The organism is Burkholderia sp. B21-005, assembly GCF_020843965.1.
GTDB lineage: Bacteria > Pseudomonadota > Gammaproteobacteria > Burkholderiales > Burkholderiaceae > Burkholderia > Burkholderia ambifaria.
On record NZ_CP086302.1, the window covers coordinates 616243 to 639281 of the forward strand.

Sequence of the window (23039 nt, forward strand, 5' to 3'; positions counted from 1 at the left end):
CGGCAGCCTGTCATCCGTCGTCGGGATAAGGCTCCGATGAACGGACGCCGCTTTTCACCGACGACAAGGAGTGAACGATGCGATTCATGATCATGATCCGGGCGAACGCCGTCAGCGAATCCGACGCATTGCCGGACAACCGGCTGGTCGAGGCGATGACGGTCTATCACGAGGAGCTGGCCAAGGCCGGCGTGCTGCTCGATGCGAACGGCCTGCGGCCGAGCGCGCGCGGCTGGCGCGTGCGGTACACCGGCGGCAAGGGCACGGTGGTCGACGGCCCGTTCGCGGAGACGAAGGAATTGATTGCCGGCTATACGCTGATCCAGGTGCGCTCGCGCGACGAGGCGCTCGAGTGGACGCGCCGGTTCCCCGCGCCGTTCGGTGCGGAAATGGACTGCGAGATCGAGGTGCGTCCGCTGTTCGAGCTCGACGACCTGACGCCCAGCGACGCGGTCGAGCGGTTCCGCGAACTCCATGTCGGACGCGGCCAGGCCGTCTGAATCCATCGTCGCCGGGAGCGCGCTTCATGCACAAAACGATCTTCATCAACCTGCCGGTGGCCGACCTGCCGCGCGCGACGGCGTTCTATGTCGCGCTCGGCTTCGAGGTCGTGCCGGCCTACACGACCGAGCAGGGCGCCTGCATCCGGATCGGCGATGCGATCTTCGTGATGCTGCTCGTGCGGCCGTTCTTCCAGACCTTCACCGGCAAGACCATCGTCGAACCGGCGACGCACGTGCAGGTCCTGCCGTGCCTGTCGTGCGACAGCCGTGCCGAGGTCGACGCGGTGGTTGCGAAGGCGCGGGCGGCCGGCGGCACCGTGCCGCGTCAGGCGCAGGCGTACCCGGGCATGTACAGCCACGATTTCGCCGATCCGGACGGCCACGAATGGGGGCTGGTATTCGTGGAGCAGGACGCGATCGGGCAGGGGCCGGCGTCGTGACGCGCGAGGCGACCCATCGTGCGATCGAGGCCGTCTGGCGAATCGAGGCGCCGAAGATCATTGCCCGCGCCGCGCGCGTGGTGCGCGACGTCGGCGTGGCCGAGGAACTCGCGCAGGACACGCTCGTCGCGGCACTCGAGCACTGGCCCGTCGACGGCGTGCCCGACAACCCGGCCGCGTGGCTGATGACGGCCGTGAAGCGGCGCGCGCTCGACCGGGTCCGGCAGGAGTCGCTGCACGCGGCGAAGCGCGATCAGCTCGGGCATGAAATGGACGCGCTCGAAGCGCACGTCGTGCCCGACATCGCGGAGGCGCTCGCCGACGCGAGCGACGACGACATCGGCGACGATCTGCTGCGGCTGATCTTCACGTCGTGCCATCCGGTGCTGTCGACCGATGCGCGCGTCGCGCTGACGCTGCGGCTGCTCGGCGGGCTGACTACGAGCGAGATCGCGCGTGCGTTCCTGGCGCCCGAGCCGACGATCGCGCAGCGCATCGTGCGCGCGAAGCGCACGCTTGCGGCGGCACGCGTGCCGTTCGAGGTGCCGTCCGCTGCCGCACGGCCCGCACGGCTCGCATCGGTGCTCGAAGTGATCTACCTCGTGTTCAACGAAGGCCATGCGGCGACCGCCGGCGACGACTGGACGCGCCCGGCGTTGTGCGACGAGGCGCTGCGTCTCGGCCGCGTGCTGGCCGGGCTCGTGCCGGACGAAAGCGAAGTGCTCGGGCTCGTCGCGTTGATGGAGCTGCAGGCGTCGCGCATGCATGCACGCACCGATGCGCAGGGGCGGCCGGTGCTGCTGCTCGACCAGGACCGCAGCCGCTGGGATCCGCTGCTGATCCGGCGCGGCCTCGCGGCGCTCGAGCGGGCGACCAAGCTCGGCGGCGTGCGCGGCCCGTATGCGCTGCAGGCCGCGCTGGCGGCGTGCCATGCACGCGCGCGGCACGCGTCGGAAACGGACTGGGCGCAGATCGTCGCGCTGTACGACGCGCTCGCCGAAGTCGCGCCGTCACCGGTCGTCGAGCTGAACCGCGCGGTGGCGGTGGGGATGGCGTTCGGGCCCGCCGCGGCACTGGAAATCGTCGACGTGCTGCGCGACGATCCGGCGCTCGCGCGCTATCACTGGCTGCCGAGCGTGCGCGGCGACCTGCTCGCGAAACTCGGCCGCACGGACGAGGCGAAGATCGAGTTCCGCCGCGCGGCGGAATTGACCCGCAACGAGCGCGAAAGGGAATTGCTGCTCAAGCGGGCGACGGACGCGTGACGCACGGCAAGCGCCGCCGCAGCGAGGGACTGAAACCGTCCCCAATTCACTCCGCCCGCTATCGCCCGGATTGAAAAAGCCTATTGGGGGATGCGATCGCCAGCGCCTAGATTAAAAGGCACGACGCGTGCGCCTCACGCACGCATCGTGCCCTACATACATCATCGGCCCGGCTTCGCACGCGGCTGCGCCGACTCGAACGGAGGCGCAAATGGCTCAACTCAAGGGCAGCAAAACCGAAGAGAATCTGAAGGCCGCATTCGCGGGTGAATCGCAAGCGAACCGGCGCTATCTGTATTTCGCTTCGAAGGCTGACGTCGAAGGCCAGAACGACATCGCCGCGCTGTTCCGCTCGACCGCCGAAGGCGAAACCGGCCATGCGCACGGCCACCTCGAATATCTCGAAGCAGTCGGCGATCCGGCGACGGGTTTGCCGTTCGGCTCGTCGCGGCTGAACCTCGAATCGGCGATCGCCGGCGAGACGCACGAATACACCGACATGTATCCGGGCATGGCGAAGGCCGCACGTGACGAAGGCTTCGACGAAATCGCGAACTGGTTCGAGACGCTCGCGAAGGCCGAACGCAGCCACGCGAACCGCTATACGAAGGCGCTGGACGCACTCGTCGACTGACGCGGCCCCCTGCAAGGCCGCACGGCCCGGTCGGCAAATTCCGCCGACCGGCGGCCGTGCGTCGATCGCTGCCCGCATAGCGCGGGCGGCGCGTCCGCGCGCATGCGCGCCACGCTGGAGCGCCCCATGCCCCACAAGGAAGGCAGTCTCGAAGCCCCGACCCGGCATCCGCTCGACTGGCAGTCCGAAGCGTTCTACGACCAGGCCGCGATCGATGCGGAAATGACGCGCGTGTTCGACATCTGCGCGGGGTGCCGGCGCTGCGTATCGCTGTGCGGCGCATTCCCCACGCTGTTCGATCTCGTCGACGACACGCCGACGGGCACCATCGACGAAGTGCCGAAGGCGGCGTTCGGCAAGGTCGTCGACCAGTGCTACCTGTGCGATCTCTGCTACATGACGAAGTGCCCGTACGTGCCGCCGCACGCATGGAACGTCGACTTCCCGCACTTGATGCTGCGCGGGAAGGCCGCGCGCTACCAGCGCGGCGAAGCGCCGCTGCGCGACAAGGTGCTGTCGAACACCGACGCGCTCGGCCATTTCGCGGGCATTCCGATCGTCACGCAGGCGGTGAATGCGGTGAACCGCACGCCGCCCGCGCGGCACGCGCTCGAAGCGGCGCTCGGCGTCGATCGCGACGCGTGGCTGCCGGAGTTCGCGCCGCGCAAGTTCCGGCGCACCGCGAAGCGCTCGGATGGCCCGCCGGTGCGCGACGGCGAGCGCACGCCCGGCAAGGTCGCGATCTACGCGACGTGCTACGTGAACTTCAACGAGCCGGGCATCGGCCACGACCTGCTCGCGATCCTCGCGCACAACGAAATCCCGTACGAACTCGTCACGCGCGAAGCCTGCTGCGGCATGCCGCTGCTCGAGCAGGGCAATCTCGCGGGCGTCGCCGCGAAGAAGGCCGTGAACATGCCGGTGCTGGAGCGCTATGCGCGCGAGGGCTACGCGCTGATCGGCGCGATCCCGAGCTGCGTGCTGATGTACAAGAGCGAATTGCCGCTGATGTTCCCCGACGACGAAGCCGTGCGCGCGGTGGCCGATGCATTCTGGGATCCGTTCGAATACGTGATCGCGCGGCATCGCGACGGTTTGCTGAAGACCGATTTCAAGCAGGGCCTCGGCACCGTGTCGTATCACGTGCCGTGCCACGCGCGCGTGCAGAACATCGGCCGCAAGACGGCCGACACGCTGTCGCTCGTGCCCGATACGCGCGTGAACGTGGTCGAGCGCTGTTCGGGTCATGCGGGCACGTTCGGCGTGAAGAAGGCCTTCCATACGGACGCGATGCGGATCGGCGGGCCCGTGTTCAAGGCGATGGCCGAGCCGAAGCCGGACTTCGTGTCGTCGGACTGCGCGCTCGCCGGCCATCACATCGTGCAGGGCATCGACGAGAAGGGGCTGGCGGCCGCGCCGCTCGCGCATCCGCTGACGCTGCTGCGCCGCGCGTACGGCATCTGAGGCAGCCACCCGGCGAAGACATTGACCCTATCCGAGGACATCCCATGACGCTGACCCGCGACTCGCTGCTCACGCTCGAAGCGTACGCAAAGATCCGCAAGACCGAACACGCGCGGCTCGTCGCGCACAAGCGCCGCCGCGCGGTGGCGCTCGGCAACCATCTGCGCTTGCTGTTCGAGGACGAGACCACGATCCGCTACCAGATCCAGGAGATGCTGCACATCGAGAAGATCTTCGACGAGGCGGGCATCGAAGGCGAACTGGAAGCCTATCTGCCGCTGGTGCCCGACGGCACCAACCTGAAGGCGACGCTGCAGATCGAATACGAGCACGAGGCTGAACGGCGGGCGGCGCTCGCGCGGCTGATCGGCGTCGAGGATCGCGTGTACCTGCAGGTCGACGGGCATCCCGCCGTGTACGCGATCGCCGACGAGGATCTCGATCGCGACAACGCGGAGAAGACGTCCGCCGTGCATTTCGTGCGCTTCGAATTGAGCGCGCCGATGCGCGTGGCGCTCAAGGACGGCGCGACGCTGTCGATCGGCTGCGACCACCTGGCCTATACGTTGCCGCCGCAACCAGTGGAAGCGGACGTGGCCGCGTCGCTGGCCGGCGATCTGCGCTGATATACACGGCCGCGCGCAGCGTCCGTCCGGCGCGTCGTTCCGACCCGCACACGGTCTTCCCGCCGCGTCGGTCGCGCGATCGGCTGCCCTTCGGCCCGAGGATGTAACAAGCCTGTCCCCGCTTGCATGCCGGGAAACAATGTGCATTGCACGTCAGATCGCTTTCATCACTCGCAGGGAAACAATAAAAAGATTGCGCGTGGGGATAATTCGGTTCAGCTGAATTTGAACGATTTACCGATCCGTGAATATCTTGTTACGAAGTTTTCCCTGATTTACCGATTTTAGGCGGCGCTTTCCGGGATTGTTACCGCGAAGGGTCGGAACAGCCTGGAAGGGGCGCTGGCCGGGCTTCGGTCGCACCCCGCAGAGCCCCGCCAGACGGGGCTTCCCAGCCTCACGCATAACGATCGCGTAAAAAATTCATGCGTAAATGGATTGCGCATCCATGCCAGGTTGTTTCAGTACGTAACATTAAGTCATTGTCATATTGAGAGAAACCCTGAGGATGGTATGCTTCGTGCACAAAAATTCCCACATTGGAGTGAGACCGTGATTTGTGCGCCATTGCCGGGAATGGCGGCACCGCGAAAGTGCGGTGTCGCGCCGGCATGCACAACAATCGGATAACCATAATGTGCAACCGGGCCGCCCCGTCACGCAAAGCGTGACGACGGCGCCGACAATCGCAGCCCGGCCTGGCTGCGTGGAGAGATCTACTATGTTCTTCGATGAGCTTAACGATGAAGAGTGGGTTCGTCTTTCAACGCTGATCGCCGATGAACCCATCCGGCTGAACCGTCGAGGCCGTCCACGTGCCGAACCGCGCGTTGTCGCCAACGCGGTCCTGTGGATCCTGACGACCGGTGAAGCGTGGTCCAAACTGCCCGGGCGCTATCCGTCCGGGCCGACGTGCCGTCGCCGCTACGAAGAGTGGCTCGCGAACGGCACGTTGCTGCAGATGATCGACGTGCTGACCCAATTCAGCGGGCGTACGTTCGCGTATGTGCCGCCGCCGCCCGTGCCCGTGGCGCCCGCGTGCCGTGCCGAACCCGTGCCCGACAACGATCGTCTGCGCGGCGTGTTCTGGCAGAACCCCGAGTCGTGGCAATTGCCGGTTGCCCAGGCAAACGTTTGGGATGGCGAGGGCGCGACGCTGGCCGCGATGTCGAACACCAACACGGACCAACCGTCCGGCGCGTCGTTCGCGGTGCCCGGCGCGCCGCCCGCCGGGTTGCGCCGCGGGCGGGCGTCCGCCACGAGCTTCGCCGCGGCCGAGCCGCAAGTCGACGAGTATCGCGGCTATACGATCTACGGCAGCGCGCAGCCGGTGCAGAACCTGATGTACCGCGCGTGGGCCGAGATCATGCAGGACGACCGGCGCGTCGAGCGCTCGGGCCTGATCGGCCCGCGCTTTACCGACGCGGAAGCAGCGGAGCAGTACGCGCTCGACTGGGCGCGCCAGTGGATCGATCGCCATGGTGCGAGCGACGAGCCGGTGCGTGTGCCGCAAGGCGAAGTGCTGGCCGGCCTGTCCGCGCTGGCGCGTGCGGAGTCGGACATCAAGCGTTTCATCGCCGAGCGTCGCTCGGGTGTGCTGTCCGAGGGCCGCAACGACCCGGTGCAGTCGGATCGCCGCGAGTATGCGTATCGTGTAGGTTGATCGTCATCCGAACGAAAACGCGCGGGCGTCGTGTGTCACGGCGCCCGCGCATTTTTTTGTCTCCTCCATGCGCGTGATGCGGGGCGCACCGTCGAGACGGCGCACCCGGCATCCACTGCGTCACTGGCGTCCGTAGGTATCGTCGTAGCGGACGATGTCGTCCTCGCCGAGATACGCGCCCGACTGCACTTCGATCAGCTCGAGCGGCATCTTGCCCGGGTTCTCGAGACGGTGCGATACGCCGAGCGGAATGTACGTCGATTCGTTTTCGGACAGCAGGAAGGTTTCCTCGCCGCGCGTGATGCGCGCGGTGCCGCGCACGACGATCCAGTGTTCGGCGCGGTGGTGGTGCATCTGCAGCGACAGTCGCGCACCCGGCTTCACGACGATGCGCTTCACCTGGAAGCGCTCGCCCATGTCGACCGAGTCGTAATGGCCCCACGGGCGGTGGACCTTGCGGTGATCGGTCGCTTCCGCGCCGCGTGCGGCCTTGATGCGCCCGACGATTTTCTTCACGTCCTGCACGCGGGACTTGTCGGCGACGAGCACGGCGTCGGGTGTTTCGACGACGACGAGATTCTGCGTGCCGACGCACGCGACGAGCCGGCTTTCCGAATGCGCGAAGGTCGACGTGGCGTCTTCGAACAGCACGTGGCCGCGGCCGACGTTCTCGGCATCGTCCTTCGGCAGGATCTGCCAGATCGCGTCCCACGAGCCGACGTCCGACCAACCCGCGTCGAGCGGCACGACCACGCTTTCGCACAGTTGCGGCAGGTTCGCGAGCGGCTCCATCACCGCATAGTCGATCGAGTTCGACGGCGACGCGGCGAACGCGTCGCGATCGACGCGGAAGAAGTCGCCGTCTTCCTTGCCGTTTGCGACGGCCTGCTCGCAGGCCGCGTAGATCTCGGGTTCGAGCTGGCGGATCGCGTTCAGCCACACCGATGCGCGCACGATGAAGATGCCGCTGTTCCACCAGTACTCGCCGGACGCGACGTACTGCTGCGCGAGCTCGAGATGCGGCTTCTCGACGAAGCGGTCGAGACGGCGCACGTCGAGGTCGCCGGTGGCGGCGTCGCCGAGCGGTGCGCCGACGCGGATATAGCCATAGCCCGTTTCGGCGCGGCCCGGCACGATGCCCATCGTTGCGATCTTGCCTTGTGCCGCGCAGTGCACGCCGGCCGCGACCGCCGCATGAAAGCGCGGCTGGTCGGCCACCGCGTGGTCGGCCGGCATCACGGTCATCACGGCATCGCTGCCGCCGGCGACGATGCGCAGCGCGGCGAGCGTCAGCGCGGGCGCGGTGTCGCGGCCGAGCGGCTCGAGCATGATCGATGCACGCTTGCCGGTCAGGCGCAGTTGTTCAGCGGTGGTGAAGCGGTGATCCTCGCCGCAGACGATCAGCACGTCGTCGTTCAGCGGAAGACCGGTCGAGAGGCCGTCGAGCCTCAGTGCGGTGGATTGCAGCAGCGAATGATCGCCAAGCAGGCCGATCAGCTGCTTCGGATAGTGTTCGCGCGACATCGGCCACAGACGCGTGCCCGAACCGCCGGCAAGAATCACCGGCTGCACCGCGACGCGCGTAGCGGCGTCGGTTGCGGCGGAAGAAGATGGGCGCGTATCGGCTACCACGGCCGGAGCATTCATGATGACACTCTCCTCGATTGAAGTCAGTGCCTGTTTGTAGCATGAAGTAAATCGACAATAAAACCGGGCGCCTTGCGCGATATTCTCTTCGCGCACGTATCCGGGAAAATTTTCCGCGATGACATCCGGCGCAAAGAAAAAATAAAAAATAATTCGGCGAATCGGGCGCGCATGCCTTGCCACCAAGGGCTGGCGAGAACCGTAAAGTTTTCAAAAAAAGCTCCGATTCGGGCTCGATTCGGGAAAACGTGCCGATTTAATTCAAGAATATCGCGGCAAGAATTTCCGATTATTTTTCGAAATACTTGTGAGCTTGAGGATGAATTTTCTTACCGCTTCAATAGCGTCATGCAACGTTTGAATCGAATGTGCGGCACGGGCTGCACGAGGAGCTGTTCGGCAAACGCCTGTTCAAAGAGGAAGCGAACATGTTGAGCGTGCTGGCGAGAGTCATCGATATCGCGATGGTCGTGTTGGGGGCGTTGATCGCCGCCGCGCTGCACGACGGCAGCATCTGGCTCAACGATCTGCAGCGCACGACGGTGTTGTTCGACTGCCTGCTGGTCGTCGTGTTCTTTCCGGCGATCGGCATCTATCAGTCGTGGCGCGGCAAGCGTCTCGTCGGGCTGGTGGGGCGTGTCGCGTTCGCGTGGCTGGTGGTCGAGCTCGCGGGCATCCTGATGAGCTTCAGTTTCCACCAGTCGGGCGATCTGTCGCGGCTGTGGCTGGGCTATTGGGCGCTCGTGACGATGGCGTTGCTCGCCGGCTCGAAGGCCTGCGTGCACGTCGTGCTGCGACAACTGCGGCGCGGCGGCTACAACCTGAAGGCGGTCGCGATCGTCGGCGGTACGCCGGCCGCGCGGCGGCTGATCGCGCAGATGCGGGCACGTCCGGAAGCGGGCTTCAACCCGGTATGCGTATACGACGAAAGCGAAGTGCCGGGCGAAGTCGCGCTCGACGACGTGCGCATCGAGCGGCAGTTCGAATCGCTGGTGTGGCTGGTGCGCAGCCGCGCGATCAGCGAGCTGTGGCTCACGCTGCCGATCACGGAGGAGCGCCGGATTCACCAGATCGTGACGGTGTTCCGCCACGACTTCGTGAATATCCGCTTCATTCCGGACGTGCGCACGCTGTCGTTCTTCAACCAGGAAGTGGTCGAGGTGCTCGGCGTGCCGGCGATCAACCTCGCGGCGTCGCCGATCACCGACGTGCGGATCCTGCCGAAGTTCGTGTTCGACCGGCTGTTCGCGCTGGCGGCGCTCACGGCGCTGGCGCCGCTGATGCTGCTGATCGCGTGCCTGATCAAGCTGACGTCGCGCGGGCCGGTGTTCTTCCGCCAGAAACGCAAGGGTATCGACGGGCACGAGTTCGAGATCTACAAGTTTCGCTCGATGAAGGTGCATCAGGAAGTCGCGGGGCAGGTCACGCAGGCGACGAAGAACGACACGCGCGTGACGCCGGTCGGCCGCTTCCTGCGCCGCACGAGCCTCGATGAACTGCCGCAGTTCATCAACGTGCTGAAGGGCGAGATGTCGGTGGTCGGCCCGCGGCCCCATGCGCTCGCGCACGACGACATCTACAAGGATCTGGTGAAGGGCTACATGTTCCGCTACCGGATCAAGCCGGGCATCACCGGCTGGGCGCAGATCAACGGCTTTCGCGGCGAGACCGATCAGATCGAGAAGATGATGGGACGCGTGAAGCTCGATCTGTACTACATGCAGAACTGGTCGTTCTGGCTCGACATCAAGATCGTCGTGCTGACGCTCTGGAAAGGCTTCACCGGCAGCAACGCTTATTGACGCAGCGCCCGCGCAGGCGTTCCGGTTTTACGAATTTCGAATCATTGGTCACGAGGTCCGACACATCATGAATCTGACTATCATCGGCAGCGGTTACGTAGGACTTGTCACCGGCGCCTGTCTCGCCGACATCGGGCACGACGTGTTCTGTCTCGACGTCGATCAGGCGAAGATCGACATCCTGAACAACGGCGGCGTGCCGATCCACGAGCCGGGCCTCAAGGAAGTCATCGCGCGCAACCGCGCGGCGGGCCGCCTGCGCTTCTCGACCGACATCGAGGCCGCGGTCGCGCATGGCGACGTGCAGTTCATCGCGGTCGGCACGCCGCCCGACGAGGACGGCTCGGCCGACCTGCAGTACGTGCTCGCGGCGGCGCGCAACATCGGCCGCTACATGAAGGGCTTCAAGGTGATCGTCGACAAGTCGACGGTGCCGGTCGGCACGGCCGAGCGCGTGCGCGCGGCGGTCGCCGACGAACTCGCGAAGCGCGGCGACGACCCGATGTTCTCGGTCGTGTCGAATCCGGAATTCCTGAAGGAAGGCGCGGCGGTCGACGATTTCACGCGGCCGGACCGCATCGTGATCGGCTGCGACGACGACGTGCCGGGCGAGCGCGCGCGCGAACTGATGAAGAAGCTCTACGCGCCGTTCAACCGCAACCACGAACGCACGCTGTACATGGACGTGCGCTCGGCCGAATTCACGAAATACGCGGCGAACGCGATGCTCGCGACGCGCATCTCGTTCATGAACGAGCTCGCGAACCTGGCCGACCGCTTCGGCGCGGACATCGAGGCCGTGCGCCGCGGGATCGGCTCCGATCCGCGCATCGGCTACCACTTCCTGTATGCGGGCTGCGGCTACGGCGGCTCGTGCTTCCCGAAGGACGTCGAAGCGCTGATCCGCACGGCCGACGAGCATGGCCAGTCGCTGCAGATCCTGAAGGCCGTGTCGTCGGTCAACGCGACGCAAAAGCGCGTGCTCGCCGACAAGATCGTCGCGCGCTTCGGCGAGGACCTGACCGGCCGCACGTTCGCGATCTGGGGCCTGGCATTCAAGCCGAACACCGACGACATGCGCGAGGCGCCGAGCCGCGAGCTGATCGCCGAGCTGCTGTCGCGCGGTGCGCGCATCGCCGCCTACGATCCGGTCGCGCAGCAGGAAGCGCGCCGCGTGCTGGCGCTCGATCTCGCCGATCACCCGAGCTGGCTCGAACGCCTCACCTTCGTCGACGACGAGGCTCAGGCCGCACGCGATGCCGACGCGCTCGTGATCGTCACCGAATGGAAGGCGTTCAAGAGCCCGGATTTCATCGCGCTCGGCCGGCAGTGGAAGTCGCCGGTGATCTTCGACGGCCGCAATCTGTATGAGCCGGAAGCGATGAGCGAGCAGGGTATCGAATACCACCCGATCGGCCGCCCAGGCTCGCGTCAGGCCGTCGCCGCCCGCGTGTCGGGCGCCGCGCGCGCGAACGCGTAACCCGCGCGTCACCGTTCCCCGTTACCCGAATCGAGACGCCATGTTCCGCAACATCCTGATCGTCTGTCACGCGAACGTCTGCCGCAGCCCGGCAGCGGAAATGCTGTTCAAGTCGCACACCGCGTCGCGCGGCGGCCCGCGCGCGACGTTCCACTCCGCGGGCGTGCGCGCGAACGATGGCGACGGCATCGATCCGGTGATGCGGCAACTGCTCGCCGAGCGCGGCGTCGATGCGACGACGCACCGGTCGCGTCGGCTGTCGCGCCGGCTCGTGCGCGACGCCGACCTGATTCTCGTGAGCGAGCGCGGACAGATCGCGGCCGTCGAATCGGTCGATCCGTTCGCGCGCGGCAAGGTTCACCTGCTTGGAAAGTGGGAGGACGCCGAGATCGCGGATCCGCATGGCGGCCCCGAGGCCGACTATCGCGAGAGCTACTCATTGATCGAACGTCTGGTTCAAGGATGGCTGCAAAAACTATGCTGAAACGTCCCATGCGCCCGCTGGCGCTTGCCGTCGCGATGACGACATTCCTGTCGGCCTGCGCGACCGCGCCCGGCAACTATCTCGATTCGTCGAACCTGAAGGACGAAGGCCGCCAAGGGCAGGCCGAAACCTATCCGGTTCATTACATCGACGCCAAGCTGGTGATGGATCAGCTGCAGAAGCAGCAGGTCGAGCACCCGCTGCCGCCGGGCCGTTACACCGATCCGTCGCAGTACGTCTACCGCGTCGGCCCGCAGGACATCCTCGGCGTCACGGTGTGGGATCACCCCGAACTGACGACGCCGCAGGGCCAGTCGTTCTCGAGCGGCGGCAACACGACGCAGACGGTCGCGGGCGCGCTCCAGCAGCCGTATACGACCGCGCTGCCGGGTCAGGCCGATCCGTATGGCCAGACCGTGTCGGCCGACGGCACGATCTTCTTCCCGTTCGTCGGCCGCATTCACGTGGCGGGCAAGACGGTCGCGCAGATCCGCGAGCAGATGGCGTCCACCCTTGCGCGCTATGTGAAGAATCCGCAGCTCGACGTGCGCGTGCTGTCGTTCCGCAGCCAGAAGGTGCAGGTGACGGGCGAGGTGAAGCAGCCGGGCCCGCTCGCGGTGAGCGACGTGCCGCTGACGCTGGTCGACGCGATCTCGCGCTCGGGCGGCTCGACCAACGAGGCCGACCTGCAGCGCGTGCGCCTGACGCGCGACGGCAAGCTCTACACGCTCGACGCGAACGGCGTGCTCGATCGCGGCGAAGTGAAGCAGAACGTGATGCTGCAGCCGGGCGACATCATCAATGTGCCGGACCGCAGCGACAGCCGCGTGTTCATCATGGGCGAGGTCAAGACGCCGGTCACCGTGCCGATGCTCAAGGGCAGGCTGACCCTCGCCGATGCGCTGACGTCCGGCGGCGGCATCCTCGACACCGATGCGAACCCGCGCAAGATCTACGTGATGCGCGGGATGCATGACAACCCGACGAAGCCGGAAGTGTTCCGTCTCGACATGACGCAGCCGGATGCGCTGATGCTGTCGAGCCGCTTCCCGCTCCAGCCGCTCGACGTCGTCTACGTCAGCACGGCCGGCTCGGTGCAGTTCAACCGTGTGCTGCAGCAGGTGTTGCCGACGATCCAGACGATCTTCTTCATGCGGCAAATCACGCGCTGATAGCCCGCCGGGGTGGCACCTGCCCCCCGGCACCACTCAAGCGGGAATGAATGGTGAACACGCAAGCGAAACACACCTACGCGGGTCTGACCGCGAAAACCGAGGAAGAGGACGTCGTCCTCGGCCAGTTGCTCCAGGTGATCATGGACGACATCTGGCTCCTGCTCGGCATCGCGGTGACCGTCATCGCGCTCGCCGGCCTGTACTGCTTCGTCGCGAAGCCGGTCTATCAGGCCGACGTGCACGTGCGGGTCGAGGGCAACGACAATACGTCGCAGGCGCTCACGCAGACGCAGACGGGTGCATCGATCAACAGCGGCCCGCAGCAGGCACCGACCGATGCGGAAATCGAGATCATCAAGAGCCGCGGCGTCGTCGCGCCGGTCGTCGAGCAGTTCAAGCTGAACTTCTCGGTCGTGCCGAAGACGATGCCGGGGATCGGCAGCCTGGCCGCGCGCATCGCGACGCCGGGCGAGCCGTCGCGCGCGTGGTTCGGCCTGCGGTCGTACGCGTGGGGCGGCGAAGTCGCCGATATCGACTCGATCAACGTCGTGCCGGAGCTCGAAGGCAAGAAGATGACGCTGACGGCCGGCCCGGACGGCACCTACACGGTGGTCGACCAGAACGGCCGCCGCCTGCTGTCGGGCCGGGTCGGCGAATCGGAGCAGGGCGGCGGCGTCACGCTGCTCGTGCAGAAGCTCGTCGCGCGTCCGGGCACGCAGTTCACGGTGGTTCGCTACAACGATCTCGACGCGATCACCGGCTTCCAGTCGGGCATCCAGGTGAGCGAGCAGGGCAAGCAGACGGGCGTCGTGCAGATCTCGCTCGAAGGCAAGAATCCGGACCAGACGGCCGAGATCGCGAACGCGCTCGCGCGGTCGTACCTGAACCAGCACGTGGTCGCGAAGCAGGCCGAAGCGACCAAGATGCTCGACTTCCTGAAGGGCGAGGAACCGCGCCTGAAGGCCGACCTCGAGCGTGCGGAAGCCGCGCTGACGCAGTATCAGCGCACGTCCGGCTCGATCAACGCGAGTGACGAGGCGAAGGTCTACCTCCAGGGCAGCGTGCAGTACGAGCAGCAGATCGCCGCCCAGCGCCTGCAGCTCGCGTCGCTTGCGCAGCGCTTCACCGATTCGCACCCGATGGTAATCGCCGCGAAGCAGCAGCTCGCGGAACTGCAGGGCGAGAAGGACAAGTTCAGCAACCGCTTCCGCAGCCTGCCGGCGACCGAAGTGAAGGCCGTCCAGCTCCAGCGCGACGCGAAGGTCGCCGAGGACATCTACGTGCTGCTGCTGAACCGCGTGCAGGAACTGTCGGTGCAGAAGGCCGGCACGGGCGGCAACATCCACCTCATCGACTCGGCATTGCGCCCGGGCGACCCGATCAAGCCGAAGAAGGTGCTGATCCTGTCGGCCGCGGTGTTCCTGGGCATGATCCTCGGCACCGGCGTCGTGTTCCTGCGCCGCAACCTGTTCCAGGGCATCGAGGATCCGGACCGCGTCGAGCGGACGTTCAACCTGCCGCTGTACGGGCTGGTGCCGCAAAGCGCCGAGCAGGTGAAGCTCGACGCAATGGCCGAGAAGGGCGGCGGCCGTGCGCGGCCGATCCTCGCGAGCCTGCGCCCGAAGGACCTGAGCGTCGAAAGCATGCGCAGCCTGCGCACCGCGATGCAGTTCGCGATGATGGACGCGAAGAACCGCGTGATCGTGCTGACCGGCCCGACGCCGGGTATCGGCAAGAGCTTCCTGACGGTCAACCTCGCGGTGCTGCTCGCGCATTCGGGCAAGCGCGTGCTGCTGATCGACGCCGACATGCGCCGCGGGATGCTCGACCGCTACTTCGGCCTCACCGCCCAGCCGGGCCTGTCGGAGCTGCTGAGCGATCAGTCGCCGCTCGAGGACGCGATCCGCGAGACGCCGGTGCAGGGCCTGTCGTTCATCTCGGCCGGCACGCGCCCGCCGAACCCGTCGGAGCTGCTGATGTCGACGCGTCTGCCGCAATACCTCGAAGGGCTCGGCAAGCGCTACGACATCGTGCTGATCGACTCGCCGCCGGTGCTGGCGGTGACCGACGCGACCATCATCGGCCGCATGGCCGGCGCGACCTTCCTGGTGCTGCGCTCGGGCATGCATACCGAAGGCGAGATCGCCGACGCGATCAAGCGCCTGCGTACCGCGGGCGTCGATCTGGAAGGCGGGATCTTCAACGGCGTGCCGCCGAAGGCGCGCGGCTACGGCCGCGGCTATGCGGCCGTCCACGAATACCTGAGCGCCTGACCGCATTGCACGAAACCGGGCCGGCGCGCATCGCGCCGCCCGGCCGAATGGAGAATCCTCGATGAAAATTTCCGTGCTCGTTCCGACCTTTCGGCGTCCCGCCGACCTCGCGCGCTGCCTGCTGGCGCTGCAGCGCCAGCAGCGGCTGCCCGACGAGGTGATCGTCGTCGCGCGCCCGGAGGACGATGCCACGCACGAGCGCCTCGCCGATCCGTCGGTCGGCGGCGCGCTGCCGCTGCGGATCGTGCCGGTCGACGTGCCGGGGCAGGTCGCCGCGCTGAACAAGGGGCTCGACTCGGCGAACGGCGACATCGTCGCGATCACCGACGACGATGCGGCGCCGCGCGCCGACTGGCTCGCGCGCATCGAAGCCGTGTTCCTGGCCGATCCGCGCGTCGGTGCGGTCGGCGGCCGCGACTGGGTGCACGAGAAAGGCCGCGTGCTCGACGAGTCGCGCGAGCTCGTCGGCCAGCTCACGGTGTCCGGCAAGATCATCGGCAACCATCACCTGGGCGTCGGCGGCGCGCGCGAAGTCGACATGCTGAAAGGCGCGAACATGAGCTACCGCCGCGCCGCGATCGAACGGCTGCGCTTCGACACGCGGCTGCGCGGCGCCGGTGCGCAGGTGCACAACGACATGGCATTCAGCATGCACGTGCAGCGCGAAGGCTGGAAGCTCGTCTACGACCCGGCGATCGCGGTCGATCATTTCCCGGCCGAGCGTTTCGACGACGACCGGCGCGATGCCGCCTCGCTGAATGCGATCAGCAACGGCGCGTACAACCTGCACCTGATCCTGCGCGAGCATCTGCCGCCGATGCGGCGCGAGCTCGCGTGGTGGTGGTGGACACTGGTCGGCACGCGCGTCTATCCGGGCTTCGCGCACGTGCTGCTGTCGCTGCATACCGCACAGCGCGAGCGCGTGCGCGAGCACTGGCGCGCGGTGCGCCGCGGCGCACGCGATGCGCGCCGCGCCAACCTTGCCCCCCATCGTGCGGCGATGCCGCCGGTGACGTCTTGAACGGGCCGCGCACGACGCATGGCCACCCCCGGAGGGCTTGATATGGTACGACCCGCTCATTTCCCTGAAGCCTGCCTGTCGGGGCATCCCACGGCACGGCGGAGGCTGACATGACTGCAACGAAGGTTCACGTCCACCTGTTTTACGGCGCCGATCCGCGGACCTACCGGAAAGGCGAGGACATCGGCTGCCTGTACGGCTATCACCACGCCGAATCCGACGAATTCCGCTTGACCTATTCGCAGGACCGACGCGAGAGCCGCGTCGCGAGCCTCGCGCGCCGTGCGCTGAAGGCGGCGCTCGGCTTCGACGTCGTGCACGCGTGGCGCAATCGCGCCGCGCTGCTGGACACCGACGTGATCTGGACGCACACCGAGCAGGAGCACCTCGCCGCGGCGCTGGTCCTGAAGCTCGCCGGCGCACGGGGCAAGCGCCCGCTGCTGCTCGCGCAGAGCGTGTGGCTGTTCGACAAGTGGAACACGTTCGGCGGCGCGCGCCGCTGGCTGTATCGCAAGCTGCTCGCCCGTGCCGACGCGCTGACGACACTCGCCCGCGACAACGCCGAGCTGTGCCGCCGCTATCTCGGGCGCGACGCGGAGTTCGTCTACTACGGGCTGAACACGCAGGATTTCCCGCCGGTCGAGCCGCAGCAGTGGCAGCCGAACCGGCCGCTGCGGATCGCCGCGATCGGCAACGACCGCGACCGCGACTGGCGCACCTTCCTCGCCGCGTTCGGCGGCGACGAGCGCTACGACGTGCGGCTCGCGACGCGCCGCCGCGTGCCGCGCGAGTGGCATGCGCCGAACGTGAAGATCGGCTCGGCATCGGGCCTCGCGAAGCAGCACGAGCTGTACGCATGGGCCGACGTGATCGTCGTGCCGCTGCGGCCGAACTTCCACGCGTCGGGCATCACCGTGATGCTCGAGGCGGCGGCGGTCGGCAAGCCGATGATCGTGTCCGACGTCGGCGGGCTCAGCGACTACTTCCCGCACGACACGGCCGCCTACGTGCAGGCGTTCGATGCCCAGGCGATGCGCCAGGCTGCCGACCGCTTCGTGGCCGATCCGGTCGCCGCGCTCGAGTGCGCGCGCGCCGCGGCCGCGTGCCTGCGCGAGCGCGACCTGACCACGCAGGCGTTTGCCGAACAGCACGTGCGGATCACGCGCGACATGCTGCGCCGGCGTCGCACGCCGGCGGCCGCCGGCCTCGCGATGCCGCTCGCGGATTCGCGTCCTTCGTCGCGGTGAGAGCGGATCGATGAGCACGATTGCCGCCGAACGCGAACCGTCGCGCAACCGCAGCTGGCTACCCGAGCGGAAGCACTGGGTCGGGCAGGCCGGGCTGTGGACGTTTACCGCCGCGCTGATCGCCATTCACCAGGGCAAGGTGCTGACGCTCGCGTTTCCGGTGCTGGCCATCGCGGTCGGCATCTGGTTGTATTTCAAGAGCCCCGCGCGCTACGTCGGCTTCATGTGGTGGGTGTGGTTCCTGAGCCCCGAGGTGCGGCGCCTGGCCGACTGGTCGAAGGGCGCGTTCACGCCGACCAGCCTGATCCAGGTCGCGCCGCTCGCGGTGACGATGATCGCCGCGTTCGGATTGATCAGGCATTACCGCGTGCTCGCGCAGCGGCGCGGGATTCCCGTGCTGCTGATGCTGTTCGGGCTGGCGTACGCGTATCTGGTCGGCATCGTGTCGAGCGGCGTGATGGCCGCGACCTACGACCTCGCGAACTGGGTGTACCCGGTGCTGATCGGCTTTCACATCATGGTGAACTCCCGCGACTATCCCGAGTACCGCGACGTGCTGCTGTCCACGTTCATGTGGGGCGCGGCCGTGATGGGCGTGTACGGGGTCGTGCAGTACTTCGTGATGCCGCAGTGGGACGTGCTGTGGATGATCGGGTCGAACATGGGTTCGCAGGGCGAGCCGGTGCCGTACGGCGTCCGCGTATTCAGCACGATGAACTCGTCGGGACCGTTCGCGTTCGCGATCATGGGCGCGCTGGTGTTCGTGTTCGCGGCGCCGCAGAAGGTCCGCTGGTTCGCGGGTGCCGCCGGCTTCGTGTCGTTCGCGCTGTGTCTCGTGCGCTCGACCTGGGGCGGCTGGGTGATCGCGCTCGCGATCCAGCTCCTGCAGTCGAGCAACCGCGTGCGGATGCGGATCCTGATCAGCGGCGTCGTGCTGGTCGGGCTGTGCGTGCCGCTCCTGACCGTCGGCCCGGTGGCCGACCGGCTCGGCGCGCGTCTGCAGTCGATTACGAACCTGAAGGACGACCGCAGCTACGACGACCGCAACAAGTTCTACGCGACCTTCGCGCAAACGGCGTTCACCGACGTCGCCGGCGAAGGGATGGGCGCGACCGGCGCATCCACCAAGCTGTCGAGCGACAGCGGCGAGCTCGGCAAGTACGGCAGCTTCGACAGCGGCGTGATGAACGTGCCGTTCGTGCTCGGCTGGCCCGGCACGCTGTTGTACCTGGCGGGTGTCGTGATGCTGCTCGGCCGCACGCTGCGCGCGGCGTTCAAGCTGCGCAAGGACAAGTTCGTCGGCGCATGCCTGAGCCTGTGCCTGTCGGTGTTCGCGATGCTCGTGTTCACGAACTCGCTGATCGGCACGGGCGGCCTGCTGCTGTTCACGGCCATTTTTTCAATACTATCCGCGGCGCACTGGCAGAAGGCGCAGCGCCTGCTGGCCGCCGCGCAATCACGGGGAGGCGACCATTGAGAATCGCGATCGTCACGCACGTCGTGCGACATAACGACGGCCAGGGCCGCGTCAATTACGAAATCGCGCGCGCGGCGCTGGCCGAGAACTACGAGGTCACGCTGGTCGCGTCGCATGTCGCGCCCGAGCTGCTGGCCGACCCGCGCGTGCGCTGGGTGCCGGTGAAGGTCGGTCGCTTCTGGCCGTCGAATCTCGTCAAGCAGCAGGTGTTCGCGCTGAAGAGCGCGTGGTGGCTGCGCGCGCATCGCGGCGAGTACGACGTGCTGCACGTGAACGGCTTCATCTCGTGGATCCGCGCCGACGTGAATACCGCGCACTTCGTGCATGGCGGCTGGTTCAAGAGCCCGTACTACCCGTTCGGGCTGACGAAGGGCATGTGGTCGGCCTACCAGTATGTCTATACGCGCGTGAACACCGCGCTGGAACGCTGGGCGTACCGGCGTTCGCGCGCGATCACGGCCGTGTCGCAGAAGGTGGCCGACGAGATCGCCGGGCTCGGCATCGACAGCCGCAAGATCAGCGTGATCTACAACGGCGTCGACGGCAGTGCCTTCGCGGGCGCGCAGGCCGATCGCGCGGCGTTCAAGCTGCCGGACGACGCGTTCCTGCTGCTGTTCGTCGGCGACCTGCGCACGCCGCGCAAGAACCTCGGCACCGTGCTGAAGGCGCTGACGAAGCTGCCGGCCAACGTTCATCTCGCGGTGGCCGGCTATCTGCCCGGCAGCCCGTATCCGGACGAGGCGCGCGCGCTCGGCATCGATTCGCGCGTGCATTTCCTCGGTCTCGTGAAGAACATGCCGACGCTGATGAGCTCGGTCGACGCGTACGTGTTTCCGTCGCGCTACGAGGCGATGAGCCTGTCGCTGCTGGAGGCGATGGCGGCCGGGCTGCCGGTCGTCACCGCACGAACGGCGGGTGGCGCGGAAATCATCACGCGCGAGTGCGGGATCGTGCTCGAGGATCCGGACGATCCGGCGGCGCTCGCGCAGGCGATCGGTTCGCTCGCGGCGTCGCGCGACACCTGCCGCGCGATGGGCGACGCGGCCCGCGAATTGATGACCCGTTTCGGCTGGGCCCATATGGGCGCCCAGTACGTCGCGCTCTACCGGCGCATCGGCCAACCCACGCAGCCGTCCGCCTTCGAGCGGGTCGAGCATGCGGTCACGCAGGAGCAATCGTGATGTCCCAATCTTCCCGGCCGATCAAATCGTTGCAGATCGGCATGCACTGGTTCCCCGAACGTGCGGGCGGCCTCGACCGGATGTACTACTCGCTCGTCGGCGCGCTGCCCGGTGCGGGCGTCGAGGTGCGCGGGCTCGTCGCCGGCTCGCCGAAGGTCGCCGACGACACGGGCGGCGCGATCCAGGGCTTCGGGCCCGCGTCGCAGCCGCTCGCGCGCCGCATGCTCGCCGCGCGCCGCGCGTTGCGCGACGAGATTCGCAGCGAGCGGCCGGACGTGATTTCGTCGCACTTCGCGCTGTACACGTTCCCGGGCCTCGACGTGACGCGCGGGATTCCGCAGGTGTCGCACTTCCAGGGGCCGTGGGCCGACGAAAGCCAGGTCGAGGGTGCCGCGTCGCTCGGGCAGCGCGCGAAGCGCTATCTCGAACAGGCCGTCTATACGCGCTCGTCGCGGCTGATCGTGCTGTCGCAGGCATTCGGCCAGATCCTGACGAACCGCTACGGGATCGAACCGTCGCGCGTGCGCGTGATTCCCGGCTGTGTCGATACCGCGCAGTTCGACACGCCGCTCACGCCCAGCGAGGCGCGGCACAAGCTGCAACTGCCGCAGGACCGGCCGATCGTGCTGGCCGTGCGCCGGCTCGTGCGGCGCATGGGGCTGGAGGATCTGATCGACGCGATCGGCCTCGTCAAGCAACGGCACCCGGACGTGCTGCTGCTGATCGCCGGCAAGGGCAAGATCGGCGAGGAATTGCAGCAGCGCATCGATGCGGCGGGGCTGCAGGACAACGTGAAGTTGCTCGGCTTCGTGCCGGACAACCATCTCGCGGCGCTGTACCGCGCGGCAACGGTCAGTGTCGTGCCGACGGTCGCGCTCGAAGGCTTCGGGCTGATCACCGTCGAATCGCTCGCGTCCGGCACGCCGGTGCTGGTCACACCGGTCGGCGGGTTGCCCGAGGCGGTCGCTGGGCTGTCCGACGATCTCGTGCTGCCGTCGACCGGTGCGGATGCGATCGCGGAAGGGCTCGGCGCGGCGCTGTCGGGCGCGATCACGCTGCCGGACGAAGCCGCGTGCAAGCGCTATGCACGCGAACACTTCGACAACGCGGTGATCGCGCGGCGCGTCGCCGGCGTGTACGAGGAGGCGATCCAGGCGGCGGGGTAAGCGAATGCAGTGCGCTGCCGCCGGATTTGGAGCGGCGCACGCGCAGGCGTCCGGTTCGCGAGCCGGACGCCTGCGCTGGACGCCTGCGCCGGACACCCAAGCCGGACACCCAAGCCGGACACCCAAGCCGGCTCGCCCAATTCGGACGAGCCGGCTTTTTGTCGTTTGCTGCCGGACTCGCCGTGATTCGCACGCCGTTTTCGACAGGCTTCATGCACGCCGGAGCGTCACGGCCCAAACGGCGAGCGCGACGACGCTGACCGCCGCACCGAGCCCGCAGACGCCGATCCATCCGGCGTGCGCATACATCATCGTCGACGCAATCGCGCCGAGCCCACTCCCGACCGAATAGAACAGCATGTAGCAGCCGACGAGGCGGGCATGCGCGTCGGGCCGCGCGCCGAGGATCATGCTCTGGTTCACGACGTGGACGGCCTGCCCGCCGACGTCGAGCAGCACGATGCCGACGACCAGCAGCGCGATTGACGTGCCGCCGAACGCGAGCGGCAGCCACGAGAGCGCGAGCAGCGCCAGCGCGGCGCCGGTCGTCGCTTCGCCGAGCCCGCGATCCGCGAGCCGGCCCGCGCGCGCGGCGGCGGCCGCGCCCAGTGCGCCGACGAGCCCGAATGCGCCGATCTGCGTATGCGACATCGCATGCGGCGGCGCGCTCAACGGCAGGACGAGCGCGCTCCAGAAGATGCTGAACGCCGCGAACATCAGCAGCGCGATCGCCCCGCGCACGCGCAGCACGCGCTCGGTGCGCAGCAGCGTGGCCATCGACCCGAGCAGCGCCGCATAGCCGAGGCGTTCCCGCGGCGCATCGGCATCGGGCAACAGCCGCGCCAGCGCGACGAGCATCGCGATCGCGAGCGCGCCCGACACCAGATAAACCGCACGCCAGCCGGCGATGTCCGTGACGACACCCGCGAGCGAGCGCGCTGCCAGCAGGCCGATCACGACGCCGCCCTGTGCCGCGCCGACCACGCGGCCGCGCTCGCCGGCACCCGCAAGCGCGGCCGAGCAGGCGATCAGCCCTTGCGTCATCGCGGTGCCGAGCAGCCCGACCGCGACCATGCCCGCGAGCAACGCGATGCGCGTCGACGATGCGGCCACGCCGATGCATGCCGCCGTCAGCAGCAGGAGCTGAACGGTGATCAGGCGCTTGCGGTTCAGCAGGTCGCCGAGCGGCACGACGAACAGCAGCGCGAGCGCGCAGCCGAGCTGCGTCGCGGTGATCACGCCGCCGACCGCCGCCTGCGATACGCCGAAGTCGCGGGCGATCGAATCGAGCAGCGGTTGCGCGTAGTACACGTTCGCGACGCTCGCGGCGCAGCAGACAGCCAGCAGCGCGACGCGCGCCGTGGATACGCGTGTGTCATCGGCCGGGCGAGCGGCACGCGATGCCGCATTCGACGCGACGGTTCCTGAACGACAAGACGATTCCATCGGTTGCCTCACGCAAGTAGTTGCAATTTGAAACTGGTATGAGTG

Annotated in this window: 19 protein-coding genes; 17 read left to right on the plus strand and 2 right to left on the minus strand. The window is 67.4% G+C overall.

The genetic code is table 11. The features are described from left to right. Positions 1–77: 77 nt before the first annotated feature. The 7 genes from LMA02_RS19155 to LMA02_RS19185 all read left to right on the plus strand — a co-directional run bounded on the left by LMA02_RS19155 (position 78) and on the right by LMA02_RS19185 (position 6595). Positions 78–500: a YciI family protein gene (locus LMA02_RS19155; RefSeq protein ID WP_006752516.1), complete on the plus strand. Its 423-nt coding sequence runs from the start codon at positions 78–80 to the stop codon at positions 498–500. 26 nt (positions 501–526) lie between these two features. Beyond that, positions 527–943 (plus strand): VOC family protein, encoded by a 417-nt coding sequence (locus LMA02_RS19160; protein ID WP_228909402.1) that lies wholly within the window; start codon positions 527–529, stop codon positions 941–943. Further along, positions 940–2208 carry an RNA polymerase sigma factor gene (locus tag LMA02_RS19165; RefSeq protein WP_228909403.1) on the plus strand — a complete coding sequence of 423 codons (1269 nt, stop codon included), beginning with the start codon at positions 940–942 and terminating at the stop codon, positions 2206–2208. The genes LMA02_RS19160 and LMA02_RS19165 overlap by 4 nt, the downstream gene beginning before the upstream one ends. Before the next feature lie 211 nt (positions 2209–2419). After that, positions 2420–2842 (plus strand): rubrerythrin family protein, encoded by a 423-nt coding sequence (locus LMA02_RS19170; RefSeq protein WP_006752513.1) that lies wholly within the window; start codon positions 2420–2422, stop codon positions 2840–2842. A gap of 126 nt (positions 2843–2968) precedes the next feature. Then, positions 2969–4306, plus strand: coding sequence for a heterodisulfide reductase-related iron-sulfur binding cluster (locus LMA02_RS19175; RefSeq protein WP_228909404.1), 1338 nt, complete (start codon positions 2969–2971; stop codon positions 4304–4306). A 44-nt stretch (positions 4307–4350) separates the two neighbouring features. After that, a complete protein-coding gene (locus LMA02_RS19180; RefSeq protein WP_228909405.1) occupies positions 4351–4932 on the plus strand; it encodes a DUF3501 family protein in 582 nt (193 codons plus the stop codon). A 721-nt stretch (positions 4933–5653) separates the two neighbouring features. Then, a complete protein-coding gene (locus LMA02_RS19185) occupies positions 5654–6595 on the plus strand; it encodes a transposase (RefSeq protein WP_228910054.1) in 942 nt (313 codons plus the stop codon). A 120-nt stretch (positions 6596–6715) separates the two neighbouring features. On the opposite strand, the gene LMA02_RS19190 is transcribed toward LMA02_RS19185, so the two are convergent. Next, a complete protein-coding gene (locus tag LMA02_RS19190) occupies positions 6716–8242 on the minus strand; it encodes a mannose-1-phosphate guanylyltransferase/mannose-6-phosphate isomerase (protein WP_228909406.1) in 1527 nt (508 codons plus the stop codon). 428 nt (positions 8243–8670) lie between these two features. On the opposite strand from LMA02_RS19190, the gene LMA02_RS19195 reads away from it, so the two are divergent. The 10 genes from LMA02_RS19195 (at position 8671) to LMA02_RS19240 (ending at position 21548) form a co-directional block, all read left to right on the plus strand. Next, the gene (locus LMA02_RS19195) at positions 8671–10044 is read left to right on the plus strand and encodes an undecaprenyl-phosphate glucose phosphotransferase (RefSeq protein WP_034176447.1); all 1374 of its coding nucleotides are present in this window, start codon (positions 8671–8673) and stop codon (positions 10042–10044) included. Between the two features lie 67 nt (positions 10045–10111). Next, the gene (locus tag LMA02_RS19200) at positions 10112–11524 is read left to right on the plus strand and encodes a UDP-glucose dehydrogenase family protein (RefSeq protein WP_228909407.1); all 1413 of its coding nucleotides are present in this window, start codon (positions 10112–10114) and stop codon (positions 11522–11524) included. Between the two features lie 40 nt (positions 11525–11564). After that, positions 11565–12008 (plus strand): low molecular weight protein-tyrosine-phosphatase, encoded by a 444-nt coding sequence (locus LMA02_RS19205; protein WP_166724168.1) that lies wholly within the window; start codon positions 11565–11567, stop codon positions 12006–12008. Then, on the plus strand, positions 12002–13180 hold the full coding sequence (locus LMA02_RS19210; protein WP_228909408.1) for a polysaccharide biosynthesis/export family protein: 1179 nt from the start codon (positions 12002–12004) through the stop codon (positions 13178–13180). Before LMA02_RS19205 ends, LMA02_RS19210 begins: the two co-directional genes overlap by 7 nt. A gap of 50 nt (positions 13181–13230) precedes the next feature. Continuing rightward, entirely contained in the window at positions 13231–15456 is a 2226-nt protein-coding gene (locus LMA02_RS19215; RefSeq protein ID WP_228909409.1) for a polysaccharide biosynthesis tyrosine autokinase, read from the plus strand. Positions 15457–15517: 61 nt separating this feature from the next. Further along, positions 15518–16477 (plus strand): glycosyltransferase family 2 protein, encoded by a 960-nt coding sequence (locus LMA02_RS19220; protein WP_228909410.1) that lies wholly within the window; start codon positions 15518–15520, stop codon positions 16475–16477. 110 nt (positions 16478–16587) lie between these two features. Beyond that, a complete protein-coding gene (locus LMA02_RS19225) occupies positions 16588–17724 on the plus strand; it encodes a glycosyltransferase family 4 protein (protein ID WP_228909411.1) in 1137 nt (378 codons plus the stop codon). A 10-nt stretch (positions 17725–17734) separates the two neighbouring features. Then, positions 17735–19201: an O-antigen ligase family protein gene (locus LMA02_RS19230; RefSeq protein WP_006752501.1), complete on the plus strand. Its 1467-nt coding sequence runs from the start codon at positions 17735–17737 to the stop codon at positions 19199–19201. Further along, on the plus strand, positions 19198–20382 hold the full coding sequence (locus LMA02_RS19235; RefSeq protein ID WP_166724174.1) for a glycosyltransferase family 4 protein: 1185 nt from the start codon (positions 19198–19200) through the stop codon (positions 20380–20382). Before LMA02_RS19230 ends, LMA02_RS19235 begins: the two co-directional genes overlap by 4 nt. After that, positions 20382–21548 (plus strand): glycosyltransferase family 4 protein, encoded by a 1167-nt coding sequence (locus LMA02_RS19240; protein ID WP_166724175.1) that lies wholly within the window; start codon positions 20382–20384, stop codon positions 21546–21548. The genes LMA02_RS19235 and LMA02_RS19240 overlap by 1 nt, the downstream gene beginning before the upstream one ends. A gap of 210 nt (positions 21549–21758) precedes the next feature. On the opposite strand, the gene LMA02_RS19245 is transcribed toward LMA02_RS19240, so the two are convergent. Further along, positions 21759–22994: an MFS transporter gene (locus tag LMA02_RS19245; protein ID WP_228909412.1), complete on the minus strand. Its 1236-nt coding sequence runs from the start codon at positions 22992–22994 to the stop codon at positions 21759–21761. Positions 22995–23039 lie beyond the last annotated feature (45 nt).

Coding starts and splice junctions, on each gene's coding strand:
- LMA02_RS19155 (WP_006752516.1), top strand. CDS start 78: ATGCGATTCATGATCATGATCCGGGCGAACGCCGTCAGCGAATCCGAC.
- LMA02_RS19160 (WP_228909402.1), top strand. CDS start 527: ATGCACAAAACGATCTTCATCAACCTGCCGGTGGCCGACCTGCCGCGC.
- LMA02_RS19170 (WP_006752513.1), top strand. CDS start 2,420: ATGGCTCAACTCAAGGGCAGCAAAACCGAAGAGAATCTGAAGGCCGCA.
- LMA02_RS19175 (WP_228909404.1), top strand. CDS start 2,969: ATGCCCCACAAGGAAGGCAGTCTCGAAGCCCCGACCCGGCATCCGCTC.
- LMA02_RS19180 (WP_228909405.1), top strand. CDS start 4,351: ATGACGCTGACCCGCGACTCGCTGCTCACGCTCGAAGCGTACGCAAAG.
- LMA02_RS19185 (WP_228910054.1), top strand. CDS start 5,654: ATGTTCTTCGATGAGCTTAACGATGAAGAGTGGGTTCGTCTTTCAACG.
- LMA02_RS19190 (WP_228909406.1), bottom strand. CDS start 8,242: ATGAATGCTCCGGCCGTGGTAGCCGATACGCGCCCATCTTCTTCCGCC.
- LMA02_RS19195 (WP_034176447.1), top strand. CDS start 8,671: ATGTTGAGCGTGCTGGCGAGAGTCATCGATATCGCGATGGTCGTGTTG.
- LMA02_RS19200 (WP_228909407.1), top strand. CDS start 10,112: ATGAATCTGACTATCATCGGCAGCGGTTACGTAGGACTTGTCACCGGC.
- LMA02_RS19205 (WP_166724168.1), top strand. CDS start 11,565: ATGTTCCGCAACATCCTGATCGTCTGTCACGCGAACGTCTGCCGCAGC.
- LMA02_RS19210 (WP_228909408.1), top strand. CDS start 12,002: ATGCTGAAACGTCCCATGCGCCCGCTGGCGCTTGCCGTCGCGATGACG.
- LMA02_RS19215 (WP_228909409.1), top strand. CDS start 13,231: ATGGTGAACACGCAAGCGAAACACACCTACGCGGGTCTGACCGCGAAA.
- LMA02_RS19220 (WP_228909410.1), top strand. CDS start 15,518: ATGAAAATTTCCGTGCTCGTTCCGACCTTTCGGCGTCCCGCCGACCTC.
- LMA02_RS19225 (WP_228909411.1), top strand. CDS start 16,588: ATGACTGCAACGAAGGTTCACGTCCACCTGTTTTACGGCGCCGATCCG.
- LMA02_RS19230 (WP_006752501.1), top strand. CDS start 17,735: ATGAGCACGATTGCCGCCGAACGCGAACCGTCGCGCAACCGCAGCTGG.
- LMA02_RS19240 (WP_166724175.1), top strand. CDS start 20,382: ATGTCCCAATCTTCCCGGCCGATCAAATCGTTGCAGATCGGCATGCAC.
- LMA02_RS19245 (WP_228909412.1), bottom strand. CDS start 22,994: ATGGAATCGTCTTGTCGTTCAGGAACCGTCGCGTCGAATGCGGCATCG.